The following is a 15,538-nucleotide window of genomic DNA, read 5'->3' as shown; positions in this document are numbered from 1 at the left end:
TCTTAAGATCGCGTCTGTTTTTCTAATATTTAATTTATAACCAAAATGAAATTATACTTATTTGTACTGTTTTTTTTTCCCCTTCAAATTGATTTGCAAGCGCAGGATAAAACAGTAAATGTTGAATTAACCGGGTCAGCATCAAGAAAGTTATCAACGAGATTCATTGGAATAGTTGGCACCACAGATGAGGGGATTTATATATTGCGGCTCAAATCTAAAGGCTACAGCATTTCTGGTGGGGGATTAGGTAAAAAAGGGGAATTGTTTCTAGATAAATACGACCACGAATCTAATCTGATAAAGAGTAAAGAAATAAAGGATATTCCGATTACTATAGTAAGTAAAGCGAAAGATAAAAGTTATGAATTCTTTTATCAGGATGAAAAGGAAGACATTTGGTTGTTTTATTCTGATGAGTTGAAGGGTGAAAACAGGCTTTTTAGAAAACGTCTCAATCAGGAAACTTTAGACTTTGAAGAACCAATATTGGTGGCCAACCACCTTATTATGAAAAAGGGTTTAGATAGGAGGTCAAACTACAGCATTATTCAATCTAAAGACAAGAAAAAATTCGCTATTTATTCTTTTTCAGGCAATACTCGCAGCAGAGAATCTCATGCATACGTTGAAGTATTTGACAATAGCATGAATTCTGAATGGGTAATAAATGCTACCATTCCTGAATTTAACAAGAGTGGATTTGAAAGCAAATTCACAAATCTTAAAGTTGCCGGACACCATAAGGAAGATATTCTATTATCCAATGATGGTAGATTGAATATTTTGAATCAGGTTTATGTGGAAAAAAGTTGGGATGAATATGAACATATTCTCTATTCCTTTCAAAAAGGGATTTCAGAGCCGGTTATACGTTACTTGAAAAATTCAGATAAGTATTTTGTTGATCTCTCCTTGGCTCATCATAAGAATGGATCAATAAAGATTGTGGGGTTTTATTCCAATGAAAAAGGATTAGACCCAATAGATGGTTTGTTTGTACAAAATTTAGCACCTCTAAGCCTAGCGGTTAAGGCTGAAGAATACATCCCGTTTTCTGAGGAAGACAAGTTGAATTTTTATTTTGGGGGCAGAGAAAAAGCAAGTAAAAAAGTTTTGAATAAAATTGAAAAAGGTAAAGGTTTTGATTTACCCTCCTATTTAACGATAAATTCAATCTATACTCTCGAAAATAACAGCGTAACCTTATGTTCGGAGTATTTAAATTCCTTTCAAAGCAAAGGGGTAACCTATTTTGGTTTTTATAGTATGCAATTCATAAATATATCAGAAAGCGGAGAAATTAACTGGATTGAGAAATATACTAAAAAGCAAATTGATAGAAGAACGTTAAGTGGTAGTGTCTATGAGATGTTTGAAGATGATGTAATCTATTTTGTTTACAATGACCTTTTAAATCGGGATTTATTGGCTGGCCAAATTAATGGTAATGGTGAATCAAGTTCAGAAGTTGTTTTAACCTCAAAAAAAATGGGTGATTTGGAAAACTTTGTGATATTCCCATCTAACATTTCGAAAATAAGTGACAATCAATACATGGGTGTGGCACTTAGAGCTTTTGGCCAAAGCTTGGTGAAAATTGAAATTGAGTGATTATTCGGGTAAAACCTTTGAATTGGCTATATTGATAAGGATAATAAACCATTAGCAGCAGTGGCAATTGAAAGACACTTACTGAAAGGGGTATTGAACCAATACATTGAGGCCATCTTTCACCTGAAAGATTTTATACCTGACCATTCGATAGAACGGGTGGTTCCCACAGGACATGTATTTATAATTTTTGAGTTAGATGGCTTTCAAAGAAATACCTATGACAATGACACTTTAGCACCCATCGCAACATATAAGGATGTTTGGGTTTCAGGTATGCAAAAAAATCATATTTCCATTTCAGCACACCAACATTCCGAGTTGTTTGTGATTCAATTCAAAGCATTTGGTGCCTATCCGTTTTTTCATTTTCCCATGCAAAACTTGAATGATAAAGTTATTTCCGGTAAGGAAGTGTTTGGAGAGGATATACTTGCTTTAAGAAAGGAAATATTAGAAAAAAAATCGACTGAAGAAAAGTTTCAAAGCGCAGAAATATGGTTGCTTGAAAGATTCCGAAAGGATAAAACCCCTCCTGCAGAATTATTAAAGGTTTTGGAAAGATTACAGCATGAACCTGTGGTCAATTTTCCCGAAGTAATTGAGGGCTATGCAAAAACGCAAAAACACCTGATAGATCAGTTTAAAAAGTATGTGGGATTGACGCCCAAGTATTATCAACGCATGCTTCGTTTCAATGTGATTTTACAGCAAATATATCAGTCAAAAAAGATTGAATGGGCACAGGTTGCCTACCAATTTGAATACACAGATCAATCGCATTTTATTAAGGAATTCAAGCATTTTTCAGGAATCAATCCACAGAAATTTATTCAACAAGGATTTCATGATGCCACCAATTTTTTCCCTTTGGACAAGAAAGGTTAATTTTTTACTATTTCAAGGTTTCAATTTCTAGTAGTATTGTAAAGAACAAAATCACAATACACTATGGATATGGGATCAGCTTTTGCAAACATCAATTGGTTATCGGTTATAGTCGCCTCAATATCCTCCTTCTTGGTAGGAGGGATTTGGTATGGTCCATTATTTGGTAAAGCATGGATGGTAGCTTTTGGTTTTACTGAAACTTTTTTGCGAAAACGAAGTATGTCTAAGGTTTTTGGTTTGTCACTGCTTTTGGCTTTTGTTGCTGCCTTGAACCTAGAATTGTTTATTGGTGTAGATGCAAATATGTCCTATGGCCTAGTTGCAGGATTTTTGGCAGGTTTTGGTTGGGTAGCCACACTTTTGGGAATTTTGTATTTATTTGAAAACAGATCATTCAAAGGATTTTTAATCAATGCAGGCTACTGCATTGTAGCCCTTACCTTGATGGGAGGAATTTTGGGTGCCTGGTAAAATTTAAATTCCGCATTATAACCCGTTGGTTAGGGTTTTATTATTTTTTAAATAGAGAATAGCATCTATTGTTTTTTTACGAAAGATTGTGGTTAAGTATTTTTTTAAACCAATAAATGACTTGTGTATCTCACAGAAAGTCAATAAAATACAATGTTGATAAATGTGGCTTTCAGCAAATTTAATGCTGTGGAAGTAGGGGGATTTTGTTATTTCCAAGTTGAATTGTTTGTTAATAGAAATAAACAATTTATTTTTAGGGGTATTCAGCTCATTTTTACCTGAATTGACCCTCCCAAAATATCACCTTTACCTCATCGGTTTTTTTACTATAATTTTTAATCAAAAGCTAACCTAAGTTTTTAAAAAATGAAAAGAATAAGTTTTTTCCTTATTTCTGTAATATTATTTGCTGCGTGCCAAAATGAGGAGGATCCCTCTGATCCTGAACAGCAATTTATTGATACAAAGAATGTAGAAGTGTCATTGATTTTACCTGATAATTCTACTTTAAACCTGTCTGAACTAACGGTTTCTTCTCTATTTACGAATAAGGAAGATTTTATAAATGGGATAGCAAGTGTTGATTTATTTGATGACAATGCCATAGAGTTGGTTTATGCGACCAATGCTGAGGAAAACATTGTTTTCATGAATCTAATTAATCCGGCTTTAACCTCCGAAGTAATACTGGATTCAAAAACAACTGCACAAAGTCTGGTAATGCTCCATCCCTGGGTCATGAACCTATCTGTGGAGGCAAGAAAAGAAGCATACGATGCCATAGCACTTATGCCTGAATTCACAGCATATCATGATTTAATCCTACAGGGAATTAATTCAGGAGAAATAGACCCACTCGCCAGTAATCCAGTTATTGAAGCCATTGGTAATTTCCAACATACAATGTTAAGTAGGGTAGAATTAAGCAAGAATCCTTTATTATTAGAAGCCGGAGAAGAGAATGTCAGCTTAACGAATAAATTGAGTTCCATGGCTTATACTCTTCAGTTATATGATGTTAACAATGAGCCGGTTGGAGAGGAATACCTTGTAGAAGGGGTAAACAAAGAAATTTTATCATGGTCTACTATAGGTGGTGTGGTTACTGGGAACTTCGATTTATTTCAGCCTCAGCAAAAGGTGTTTTCAACACCGTCTGAAAATCAGGTTTATACCCTTAAAGCTGACTCCTGGGCTGGAGATGCTTCTTGGAGAAATGGAGCTACCATAAGTGCATCTATCGTGGGAATAGTGTCCACAACTTTGAGTACTGTAATGAAAAATTCAAGCTGTGCCTTTAGCATTGGCTCTTTTTTTTATGGCAACACAAGTACTGTTATTCAGCAAATGACAAACAATGAATTGACAATTTCTCAGGGAATGGGGCAATTGATTGCTTCCATAGGAAATACAAGTAATAGTTTACATGGGATAATTAATTCTTGTCCGGGGAATTATTCTTTTGGTTCACAAGCCTTTAACCAGGCTATAAAAGCATTGTCATTGATAGGGAATCTTGAGAATGGTGCCCTTCTTTTTTTTAACATTGTGGATATCGCACAGTATGATTCTCAAATTGATTTTTGTTTTGAAAAAACAGCCGAAGAAGTCATAGAATGCAGTGATAAGATGTCCGGAGAGTGGAATTTCGAATTTATCAATAGTCAATGTGTTGCAGCAGGGACCATTACCTTTGAGGAAGATGGTTCACTTATAATTGAAAACCCACTAAGCATAGAAGGGTTTAATGAGGGAGAAGTAACAAGTTCTTATACTTTAAATGAGGGTGTCTTAGAGATAAACTATCTAAGAGACTATGACTTGTGTGCTGCCCCTCCTGGGTCCCCGGATTTTGTTGATGTGATAGAACAATTAACAATTCAGGTAGAAGTAGATGAGGACAATGGTTTTCAGGGAAGTTATACCTACGCTTATTCAGGAGATGGAATCAAAACCTGTAATATTCAAACGCCCAATTGCAGTGGGGAAATAGTTGTTTTTCAATAAGTGGGTTTTGTTAGAAATATTAATTTAGCGTTTGTTGAGAAGAGAATGATTTAATTTCAAGTTTAAAATTTTCAAGGTTTTATTGGTTTAATTAATAATTAATTGGTTTAATTTAAGTTAGATTTTACCCTAGCTTAGGATTACCATATACAGTTAATAATTAGCCCAAAACCTACATGATACCAAAATCATTCTTATTAATTATAGCCTTGATTTTTAGCTATAATTTCAGTGTTGCCCAAGATGAAACCACTAAGGAAGCGTCTGAATCAAACCAAAGTGTTTTTTATATAAAAGAGGTTCTACAAGATGGAAAGGGAGATTTTGATCCTTGGAATACCCAACGTTGGGCTAACTGGTACAATGATAAAGGAGAATTGATCCGTCAGTTTGATGTGGATACTTCTGTTAAATTCAAATCAAGAAATGAGCCTTGGTTAGTGAAGATTAGTGAGGCGTTTACCAATAAATCCTTGTTTACTATCGCAAAACAAGGCATAGTAATGGATGGCAATGGACTGATCATGGATGTGAGAACCGATAGGCAAAAGCTTCCGCTTGATGAATTGTATGCTTTAAAAAAGGAGCCATGGACAGATGGAAACGAACTTCGGGGAATATTTTATAATCTTCCCCAAATAGAAGGAATCCAGCCTACGCAAATTAAGAATTTCACTTTTATGGGATGGAAGCGTGGTGTTAAAATCAATGGTACAGGCGATCAAAGGCAACATCGTTTGATTGTTGAAAACTGTGTGTTTGCCAGAAACAGGGTAGGATTTTATACGAATGGTTACAATACACTTTTAAGGAATTGTGACCTCTTTGAGAATGGCTATGGTGCCATTTATTCAGGTAGTCGCAGTCGGCGCAATCAATTTCTTGGCAATGAATTTCGAGACAATACTTTGAGCCAAAATCAACATTCCTATGGGGATTTTATAGGTGATACTTTTTTTGACAGTGAAATAAGCAGCAATACCTTTGCAAAATCCCATATACAAACGGAACAAAGGAGAATAGGGATTTCCATGTTCAGAAACATGGGGGAAAGCAATAATTTGAGGGAACAGATGCCCCACAATAATATTATTCGTGGCAACCATTTTGATGGTTATTCGGTAGCCATTCATATAGGCTCACGCATGGGTAGGGACACAAGAAATGACATTACGGACGAAGGGCGTGACTATGCTTTTTATAACCTTATAGCGGACAATACTATTGAAAATTCAACCATCGGAATAAAAATTAACACCGAAGGAAACACCATAAGTCGAAATGTTTTCAGCAATGTCAAAGAAGAAATTGTTTTGCAATGTGTATTCTTTAAGCTAGAAAATATTACGATCAATTATCAAAAAGATGATGAAGTGAAACTCTGGTATGTCACCGAGGATTATGCCCAGTATTCGGACTGGTTCAGGTTTCAAGATGACCTGAATGGAAGTATTAAAAAGGAAGAGAAATTGATTACTGTGTTTTCTCAAAGGGAGGGGCCGAGTTTCTCGCAAAACCAAGATAAAAATTTCAAGCTTAACCCGAAAGTGGGCAGTACTGAAAACCAACTGACAGATTTCCGGGTGGGAGCTCCAATTGCTACCGAGGTAGGGGAGTTTAGCTTGGATTTGCCTGGGCAAGAATTTGTAGCTATTTACGATCGACCGATCTCACGAATAGGTGAAAAGGATTACTACAGCATCCTATTTTTTGATGACAAGGGTACAGAGATCAACAGGTGTGGAAGGTCTGAGGTAAAATGGAAAGAAATTGCTACAGGATATTTTACCAAAAATGAAGGGGAAATGGAGGTAGCTGCCATTCCTGCAGATGCAATTGATGGGAAATACCCTGTTTTTATTTTTGACAGGGGATTTAAGGTTCCTAAAGAAATCCTTTATGGGGACAATAAGAATCCAAATATTACTATTATGGCGGATAAAAATCTGGAATTGAAGGTGTTGTTTCAGTAGTGCTAGCATAGGTTGATATAGTGAATAAATATTGATTGCTTAAAGTAGAGGCTTATCGAAGCTTATAGCTTAATATTCAATGTTGATGTTTATTGTGGCTTTTTGTTTCTAGGGCCTAGCGCTTTTGATATTCACAAATCAAATCATTATTAGACTATAATAGTCAATCCAAGACATTTATTCTATTTTGGAAATATTTTAACGCATATTAACGTTGTGAAACGCATACATGAGTTGTATAACCCATGTATGCGTTATATATTCGTTTTATGAAAGAATTAACACAGAGAGAATTGGCTGTATTGGAGATTCTTTGGAAGATTGAAAAAGGTTTCGTCAATGATGTCCTTGACAAATTTCCAGACCCAAAGCCACCGTATACGACGGTATCTTCGATAATTAGAATTTTAGAAACCAAGGGTTACGTTAAACATAAGGCCTTTGGAAAAACCCATGAATATGCACCTTGCATTTCTAAGGTTAAGTACAAAAAGGGGTTATTGAAAAATATGGTCTCTCATTTTTTTGAGGGTTCTTTTGATAATGTGGTTTCATTTATGGCCAAGGAAAACGAACTAACAGAAAAAGAGATTACAGAGATTTCTACCCTTATTGAACATTATAAAAACAAGGGCAATGAATAACTGGCTAGTTTATTTGCTTGAAGTTTCTGTTTGTCAGGTCCTATTTGGTCTTCTCTATTGTACTGTTTTTCGAAATCTTTCTTTTTTCCAGACCAATAGGGTTTTCTTGTTAACAGTTACCATATTAAGTTTTATTATTCCACTTTTAAGCATCCCTTTTTGGAATGCACCTGTGAGTGATGCATCACTATCCATTTTTCAGAGACTTCAGCATGTAGAATTGGCATTTGACCCAGATAAGACCATGCCAACGCATGTTAATGTGCTTGATGTTAACTGGTTGATAACCATTTTAGGTTTGGTTTATTTAACTGGATTCACTTTGCGCTTCTGGAAACTCTTCAGCGGAATTATCTCGGTTCTAAAACTTACTCGAAACAATAAATTCTTCGAAGAAGATGGCGTTAAAATCATTTACATAAACAGTGGCCCTTCATTTTTTTCATTTTTGAATTATATATTCATTAACAAGAGCCATTTAGCTATTTCAGAGGAGGAATTTTCTCAGGTAATTGAACACGAAAAAACACATATTGCTCAGCGACATACCCTTGATAACCTCCTAATGGAAGTGTCTATCCTCATATGTTGGTTTAACCCAGTTTTAAGGCTTATGAAAAAGGAGCTCAACACAGTCCATGAATATTATGCCGATGCAAAAGCTTCAGCATTCAAAGGAAATAATGAAAGCTATTCAAAGCTCCTATTAAAACTTGCATCTAACAAAGGGAGTAGTTTATTAACACATCAATTTTCAATGAACACTTTTAAAAAACGAATCATTATGCTAAATGAAACAAAAAACAAAAAGCGTATCGCGCTACGGTACATTCTGGTAGCGCCATGTATACTGCTATTATTGGTTGCATTCTCCTTTGTCCCTAAGAATTCCAATTCTCAAGATAATCTTGCCATCATCGATACACCCTATGTCATCGGAAATATTTCTTGGGAAGGAAATTCACTCTACTCCGACGATTATTTGTCTGGATATTTAGGGCTTATAAAAGGGGATCAGTTTAATGAAGAAAGAATTAATGAAAAGCTTTCCTATCAACCGGAAGGACGTGATCTTAGTTCTTTATTTATGGACAAAGGTTACTTGTACTTCACTTTAGAAATGGATAAAAAGATAGTGGAAAACAACGTTGACATAACATTCAAAATTTTTGAGGGAGAGGTTTCAGTAATTGACAAGGTTTTAATTACTGGAAACAATAAAGTGTCAACTGCACAAATCCTGAAAATGGTTGATACTGTGAAAGGTGAATTGTTCAGCAGAAGTAAATTGATGTCTTCTCAAAAGAAGATCATTGAATCAGGTCTATTTGATTCAGAAAAACTAACTCCTAATATTATTCCTCATCCAAGTGAGGGGACGGTTGATATTGAATTTAATGTGGTAGAACTTTAAGGAGTTTTAACAGCTATTCCTCCAAGTTTTCTTTGAAGTTAATTTAGGGATCAGGGAATGGCTGTTATTTCATTGACCATGACTAAAGATCTCTAAAATCTAAAATGATTTTTTCTTCGCACTATTGCTGAAATTCTTTAAGAAATTACTATTTTGTAAAACGGCAATAAGCATATAAACCGATTATTCTCAGGGGAATGTTTTTTAAGATAGGTTACTGTAAGTAGTTGTAATTAATCTGTTTAAGATTCTTTTCTGAATAGGGGCATTTGTTGATTGTCTACTATGATGCTTTGGTTAGTTCAAAATTTTATAATTGGCTTTTTGCATAAAATAGGGTCATTCTAATCTTGAATCAATAAATAAGCATTTGTTTAAATTTGATTAGTAAAAATTTTAAAACAATAAATCTTTTCAACTATGGACAATAACAAAAACCCGAAATCATCACAAGAGGAAAGCAAATGCCCGCATCACGAAAAGCAGGACGAAGGTGTAACCATTGCTGAAGGCAATGACAATTCATCTTCCAATGGAAGTTCAGCCGGTAAATGTCCCGTGATGCATGGCGGAAATACTTCTACCAATGCATCTGTAATGAGTTGGTGGCCCAATGCACTTAATCTAGATATTTTACATCAACATGACAGTAAAACAAACCCTTTGGGTCAGGATTTTGATTATGAGGAGGAACTTAAAAAACTAGATATTGAGGCATTAAAAAAAGATATGCATGCGCTCATGACTGATAGTCAAGAGTGGTGGCCGGCAGATTGGGGCCATTACGGTGGTTTATTCATTCGAATGGCTTGGCATTCCGCTGGATCCTATAGGATTTCTGATGGTCGTGGTGGTGGAGGTTCAGGAAATCAACGCTTTGCACCATTAAATTCTTGGCCGGACAATGTAAGTTTAGACAAGGCCAGAAGGTTGTTGTGGCCCATTAAGAAAAAATATGGCAATAAAGTCAGTTGGGCAGATTTAATCATATTGGCAGGTACAATTGCCTACGAAAGTATGGGGTTAAAGACCTTTGGTTTTGCATTTGGTCGGAAAGATATTTGGCATCCCGAAAAAGATACCTATTGGGGAGCTGAAAAAGAATGGTTGGCACCAAGTGATGAACGATATGACAATGTAGAGGATCCAAAAACCATGGAAAATCCATTGGCTGCAGTGCAAATGGGGCTAATTTATGTAAATCCGGAAGGTGTCAATGGAAAACAAGACCCTTTAAAAACAGGAGCTCAAATACGTGAAACCTTTGCCAGGATGGCCATGAATGACGAAGAAACGGCTGCCTTAACTGCTGGAGGACATACGGTAGGTAAAACGCATGGTAATGGGGATGCAAGTATTTTAGGGGGTGCCCCTGAGGAAGCACCTATAGAGGATCAGGGTATGGGTTGGAGTAATCCTACCAAGTCCGGTAAAGGCCGCTATGCAGTAACAAGTGGGCTGGAAGGTGCATGGACTACACATCCTACCAAATGGGACAATGGTTTTTTTGAAATGCTGTTCAATCATGAATGGGAGCCTCGTCAAAGTCCTGCAGGAGCTTGGCAGTGGGAACCTGTAAGCATTAAAGAAGAAGACAAACCGGTGGATGTTGAAGATCCAAGTATCCGTCATAACCCAATGATGACGGATGCTGATATGGCCATGAAGGTGGACCCTATATATAGAGAGATCTGCTTAAAATTCATGAATGATCCTGAATATTTTTCAGAGACCTTTGCACGTGCCTGGTTCAAATTAACCCACAGGGATATGGGGCCAAAAGTTAGATACTTTGGTCCGGATGTGCCTGATGTAGATTTGATTTGGCAAGATCCTGTTCCGGCCGGAAAAACGGATTATGATGTGCTCGCTGTAAAAGAAAAAATTGCCGATTCCGGTTTATCTATTGCAGAGATGGTATCAACCGCATGGGACAGTGCACGAACCTTCCGAGGCTCGGATATGCGTGGAGGAGCCAATGGAGCCAGAATTCGTTTAGCTCCTCAAAAAGATTGGGAGGGCAATGAACCTGAGCGATTGGCCCATGTATTGTCTGTACTTGAGCCTATAGCTGCTGAATTTGGGATCAGTATAGCTGATACCATCGTACTTGCAGGTAACCTTGGGATTGAGCAAGCCATCAAAGCGGCTGGTTTGGATATTGCGGTGCCATTTTCACCCGGTAGAGGAGATGCTACAGATGAAATGACAGACGCAGATTCATTTGCTCCACTAGAACCACTGGCTGATGGGTATCGCAATTACAGTAAAAAAGACTATGTCGTAAGTTCTGAAGAATTGATGCTCGATCGAACACAGCTAATGGGGCTAACTGCACCGGAAATGACGGTGCTTGTTGGTGGTATGCGTATGTTGGGTACCAATTATGGCAATACCAAACATGGTGTATTTACCGACAATGAAGGTACCTTGACCAACGATTTCTTCGTTAATCTAACGGATATGGACAATGAATGGAAACCAAAAAGTGAAGGACTGTATGACATTTGCGACCGTAAGACTGGAGAAGTGAAATGGACCGCTACCCGCATGGATCTGGTGTTTGGTTCCAATTCAATTTTGCGTTCGTATGCCGAAGTATACGCCCAAGATGATAGCAAAGAAAAATTTGTAAATGATTTTGTAAAGGCCTGGACAAAAGTGATGGATGCGGATCGGTTTGATTTGAAATAATCAAGTAGCTTCAATTTATAAGAAAAATCGGCTTTGATATGCTATCGAAGCCGATTTTTAATTTTTGAAAGAAACTATGCAAAGAGTTATGGGATTTTCAAAGTTCAAATAAAGTAGGGATTTTGTCAGCATTGTTGCAGAAAAAAAAGCAACAATACCGCCAAAATCATGTTGTGCTCATGATTTTTACCAGGGGCTGATGCCCCTGGCTATAATCATTTCACCCCTGTTGGGGTTTTTTATGATTCGTTGAACTCCATAGTTAACATTAGTAAAAGAATTAATGTGTTAGCTTTTAAGGGTTAGATAGTATCTGTCAAAAACAATTCAAAAAGAATGTACTGTTGTAGGCCTAAGTTTAGGGATATGTGGAGGAAAGTATTTTAGAAATCAAACACCAAAAATCCAAGTTCATCCGAAAAATTTTGACATACCCAAAGCTTTCCGTCCTTAGCAAAGTATTTGTAGTACACACTAGGCACCTCTTCAAGTTCTGCCTCAGATATAAGATTAAATTCGGCATCCAGGATTGACAAAAACACCCTAGCCCTGATGTTGCCTGCGGTTCCATCAGAATCATCTCCGTGGATCCACTGTGTGGACAATCGAAAATAGCGCTTATTTACTTTGTCCCATACCGGGGATTGAAAATTGACTTGTTCCCCAAGCTTTTGTTGCTCTTTTCTAATTTGCTCCCGGGTTCCATTTAAAATTTCCGGTAATTTAGCCCTTTTAGGCGTCAGTTTTGGCTCGTAGTTAACTACTTTTTCAAACGCACCACTTGGGTTAAAGAGGATTATTTCATTGGAATATTCATGGCTTACATAAATATGATTCTCGTCAGCATTGAGATATACCCATGGTGGACGGGGAATACCGTCAGCTTTAAAAAAATAATCAGTAAAGGAATTCATTAGATTTATATCGATATTTTTAACCCTATTGTCCAGGACTGATAAGATTCCCAAAAAAGCCGACTTTTTCATAAAATCGAGGTTTGTTCCAACCACCTTCCAATCCTTAGTATTCACTACCAATTCCATTCTCGGTGGTACAGCACCAAATGGGTTTCCTACGGAATCCTTTGCTGAAAGCCAATTGATTTTTTGAATTACCTGACCATTTTTATCGATAACCGTGGAGAAAGGTATTGATTTGGCAAACAATAGCTTGTCGTCCAAAACCTGCAGGCCAAAAATATACTGTCCTACCCCATTGGGACCTTCGGCATCTAAAGGGAAAGTTTTCACAAATACTTTCCGATTAAGGTCGATTTCATCAATGGAATGATCATGTTGATTGTACAGGAAAAAGGATTTTTCGTCATCATCCAAGTCTGCAGCATTAATATACCCAGCTACATCCAAGATCCGTTCTTTTGAGTTTATGATGACTGTATCTACGATATACCCGGTGATTTGATTGTTCTGATCTATATTGCCCTTATTACAAGAAATGGATAAACAGGCAATCAAAAAATAGAATATCCAATCCCACCTCAGGCGTCCATTTGAAGCTAGTAAGGGTGTGCAATTTCGTGTAATTATCATGTCCGTTTATTTAATTTTTAGACTTTCTTTTTCATTAAACAAAACATCTTTATTTCCCTATAAACTTATCGATTAGGGTAAGACGATTGAAACTATTAGCAATAAAAGTGAGATTAAAAATCATGGGTAAGTTGAGCATATTGTCTTGCCTCTACTCCATTGTTTTGTACAATTAACTAATAGTTTATTAGTCTTCATAATGTTTCTCCTATTTTTTGATAATCAGCACTTTATTTCGTGTTTTATGTAGGTTTATAATCCCAATAAATCTAGCAGGTGCATAGGTGATCGGTTGTCTATGGAGTTGAGAAGTTTTAAAGAAAGCAATGAGGAGTATGGTTTAAATGAGTGCTTAAATAAGAGATTGAAGTGTGAGTACCTAGCATGACCCTTTGATTCAGAATAATTATCACTTAAGACTTTTAGAAAAGAGGTACATGAGATTAGATAAGCCCGATCGATATTTTGTCAGCATTGTTGCAGAAAAAAAAAAGCAACAATACCGCCAAAATCATGTTGTGCTCATGGTTTTTACCAGGGGCTGATGCCCTTGGCTAAAATCATTTCACCCCTATTGGGGTTTTTAGGTTTCGTTGAATTTAACAGTTAAAATCTCTATAGGGAGTGATTTTAAGCTATAGGTTGAATTAGGTGATAGGGTTTGTAGCTCCTCTCCCATTTTTCAGTAAGGGATTCGGTCACTTATTTGCTGGTTCAGTTTTAAGCGGCCAACTTTTCTTTCGTTACCTTATCCATAACAATAGCTATTGCCCCGTCACCGGTCACATTGCAGGCGGTTCCAAAACTATCCATGGCAATGTATAAAGCGATCATTAAGCCAATCATCTCTTCGTTGAAACCTAACATGGATTGAAGAATGCCGACAGCGGCCATAATGGCTCCCCCAGGAACCCCGGGTGCAGCTATCATCGCAATTCCCAAAACAAAAATAAATCCGGCAAAGAGTGTGAAACCAAAGGGCATTCCGTACAGAATCATTAAGGCCATGGCACAAGCAGTAATTTTCATGATACTGCCGGAAAGGTGAATGGTGGCACATAGAGGAATAACAAAGCCCGCAATTTTCTCAGAGACCCCATTTTTCAGCGCTTGTTCTAAGGTCACAGGAATGGTGGCTGCAGAAGATTGGGTTCCTAATGCCGTGAAGTAGGCAGGCATCATTGTGATCAATAACTTAAAAGGGTTTTTCTTTGAAACCAAACCTGCAATGGTGTACTGAAGCAATAAAAGTAAAACGTGTAAGGCAAAAATCACCCCAATAATGCTTATGAATACGGATAGAATTGAAAAGACTTGTCCGCTAAAGGACATTTTGGCAAAAATACCCAAAATGAAAAGCGGCAATAGAGGGATGATTACATTTTCAATCAATTGCATGATGATTTTTTGAAAGTCTCTCACCATCAATTTTAGATTTGATTCTTCCTGGGTGGATAGACCTATTCCAACCACAAAAGCAAAAACAAGGGCTGACATAACGTCGAGTATAGGAGGGATGCTAATACTAAAGTAAGGTGTTAATTCAGGACCTTTTTCGGCAATTGGAGCAGCTCCATTGACATGCGATTCCAAGAGCATGGGAAATATTCCGGAAGTAGTAAGATAGGTCATAAAACCTGAGAACAAGGTGGAGCCATATGCAATGGCAGCAGTCATTAACAATAATTTCCCTGCCCCTTTTCCTAAATCAGAAATGGCCGGCATAATTAAGCCCATAATGATCAGTGGAATGGTGAAATTTAGGAATTGTCCAAAAAAAGCATTGAATGTGGTGAAGATCCGATTGATGGATTCTGGTAAATACTGTCCGAAAAGAATGCCCAATAATATGGCTAGGAAAACTTTAAACAATAAGTTCGAAAATAGTTGTTTCATGATCTACGCTAATTATCCCAATAGGAAATGTCTGCCTTAAAATAAACTTTAGGATGGCTAATATACAGCCATTGTCCGGAAGGAGCATTTAAAGGATCCCTTATTTTGTATGGAATGTGTATAATCGCTTATTGTATTAAGTGCCAATTTTTCAATGAAGTGTGTTTTTATTCCATGTCAGTTAAATGAATTAATTCAATATTACAGACTAGAACCTCCAAACATCTTTGACAATTTTTAGGTAGAAATTCTTCCAGTATTTTTTTTCAAAAATGAAGCTAAAATCGAAGTGATCTATGATGCTAATTTGTTATAAACGTTAGGATTATCTTCATCGAAGAGCAACTCAAAGAAAAATTTCAGATAGTTAAAAGAAGGAGA

The 15,538-nt window shown here is 36.7% G+C and carries 10 protein-coding genes; 8 read left to right on the top strand and 2 right to left on the bottom strand.

Features of this window, described 5'->3' with window-relative positions:
- Positions 1 to 45: 45 nt before the first annotated feature.
- The 8 genes from Q4534_RS18520 to katG all read left to right on the top strand — a co-directional run bounded on the left by Q4534_RS18520 (position 46) and on the right by katG (position 11,711).
- Positions 46 to 1,614, top strand: a complete 1,569-nt coding sequence (locus Q4534_RS18520; RefSeq protein WP_303614642.1) for a hypothetical protein — start codon at positions 46 to 48, stop codon at positions 1,612 to 1,614.
- 60 nt (positions 1,615 to 1,674) lie between these two features.
- A complete protein-coding gene (locus Q4534_RS18515; RefSeq protein WP_303614641.1) occupies positions 1,675 to 2,502 on the top strand; it encodes a helix-turn-helix domain-containing protein in 828 nt (275 codons plus the stop codon).
- 69 nt (positions 2,503 to 2,571) lie between these two features.
- A complete protein-coding gene (locus tag Q4534_RS18510; RefSeq protein ID WP_303614640.1) occupies positions 2,572 to 2,976 on the top strand; it encodes a DUF1761 domain-containing protein in 405 nt (134 codons plus the stop codon).
- Positions 2,977 to 3,345: 369 nt separating this feature from the next.
- On the top strand, positions 3,346 to 4,986 hold the full coding sequence (locus tag Q4534_RS18505; protein WP_303614639.1) for a hypothetical protein: 1,641 nt from the start codon (positions 3,346 to 3,348) through the stop codon (positions 4,984 to 4,986).
- A gap of 176 nt (positions 4,987 to 5,162) precedes the next feature.
- Positions 5,163 to 6,959, top strand: coding sequence for a hypothetical protein (locus Q4534_RS18500; RefSeq protein ID WP_303614638.1), 1,797 nt, complete (start codon positions 5,163 to 5,165; stop codon positions 6,957 to 6,959).
- A gap of 269 nt (positions 6,960 to 7,228) precedes the next feature.
- Positions 7,229 to 7,603, top strand: coding sequence for a BlaI/MecI/CopY family transcriptional regulator (locus tag Q4534_RS18495; RefSeq protein WP_303614637.1), 375 nt, complete (start codon positions 7,229 to 7,231; stop codon positions 7,601 to 7,603).
- Positions 7,596 to 9,017, top strand: coding sequence for a POTRA domain-containing protein (locus Q4534_RS18490; RefSeq protein ID WP_303614636.1), 1,422 nt, complete (start codon positions 7,596 to 7,598; stop codon positions 9,015 to 9,017). The genes Q4534_RS18495 and Q4534_RS18490 overlap by 8 nt, the downstream gene beginning before the upstream one ends.
- Positions 9,018 to 9,437: 420 nt before the next feature.
- A complete protein-coding gene (gene katG, locus Q4534_RS18485) occupies positions 9,438 to 11,711 on the top strand; it encodes a catalase/peroxidase HPI (RefSeq protein ID WP_303614635.1) in 2,274 nt (757 codons plus the stop codon).
- Positions 11,712 to 12,094: 383 nt separating this feature from the next.
- Here katG and Q4534_RS18480 read toward each other — a convergent pair whose 3' ends face one another.
- Together Q4534_RS18480 and Q4534_RS18475 are read right to left on the bottom strand one after the other, a co-directional pair.
- Positions 12,095 to 13,261 carry a DUF4221 family protein gene (locus Q4534_RS18480; RefSeq protein ID WP_303614634.1) on the bottom strand — a complete coding sequence of 389 codons (1,167 nt, stop codon included), beginning with the start codon at positions 13,259 to 13,261 and terminating at the stop codon, positions 12,095 to 12,097.
- 720 nt (positions 13,262 to 13,981) lie between these two features.
- Positions 13,982 to 15,157 carry a dicarboxylate/amino acid:cation symporter gene (locus tag Q4534_RS18475; RefSeq protein ID WP_303614633.1) on the bottom strand — a complete coding sequence of 392 codons (1,176 nt, stop codon included), beginning with the start codon at positions 15,155 to 15,157 and terminating at the stop codon, positions 13,982 to 13,984.
- Between the last annotated feature and the right edge of the window lie 381 nt (positions 15,158 to 15,538).

The organism is Cyclobacterium sp. 1_MG-2023, from assembly GCF_030546805.1.
Taxonomy (GTDB): Bacteria; Bacteroidota; Bacteroidia; order Cytophagales; family Cyclobacteriaceae; genus Cyclobacterium.
The sequence above is the reverse complement of the archived record's forward strand: the minus strand, read 5'-3'. Positions and strand labels throughout refer to the sequence as shown.

Excerpts from the sequence above, each read along its gene's own strand:
- Q4534_RS18475 (WP_303614633.1), bottom strand. The coding sequence starts at position 15,157 with ATGAAACAACTATTTTCGAACTTATTGTTTAAAGTTTTCCTAGCCATA.
- Q4534_RS18505 (WP_303614639.1), top strand. The coding sequence starts at position 3,346 with ATGAAAAGAATAAGTTTTTTCCTTATTTCTGTAATATTATTTGCTGCG.
- Q4534_RS18520 (WP_303614642.1), top strand. The coding sequence starts at position 46 with ATGAAATTATACTTATTTGTACTGTTTTTTTTTCCCCTTCAAATTGAT.
- katG (WP_303614635.1), top strand. The coding sequence starts at position 9,438 with ATGGACAATAACAAAAACCCGAAATCATCACAAGAGGAAAGCAAATGC.
- Q4534_RS18500 (WP_303614638.1), top strand. The coding sequence starts at position 5,163 with ATGATACCAAAATCATTCTTATTAATTATAGCCTTGATTTTTAGCTAT.
- Q4534_RS18480 (WP_303614634.1), bottom strand. The coding sequence starts at position 13,261 with ATGATAATTACACGAAATTGCACACCCTTACTAGCTTCAAATGGACGC.
- Q4534_RS18495 (WP_303614637.1), top strand. The coding sequence starts at position 7,229 with ATGAAAGAATTAACACAGAGAGAATTGGCTGTATTGGAGATTCTTTGG.
- Q4534_RS18490 (WP_303614636.1), top strand. The coding sequence starts at position 7,596 with ATGAATAACTGGCTAGTTTATTTGCTTGAAGTTTCTGTTTGTCAGGTC.
- Q4534_RS18510 (WP_303614640.1), top strand. The coding sequence starts at position 2,572 with ATGGGATCAGCTTTTGCAAACATCAATTGGTTATCGGTTATAGTCGCC.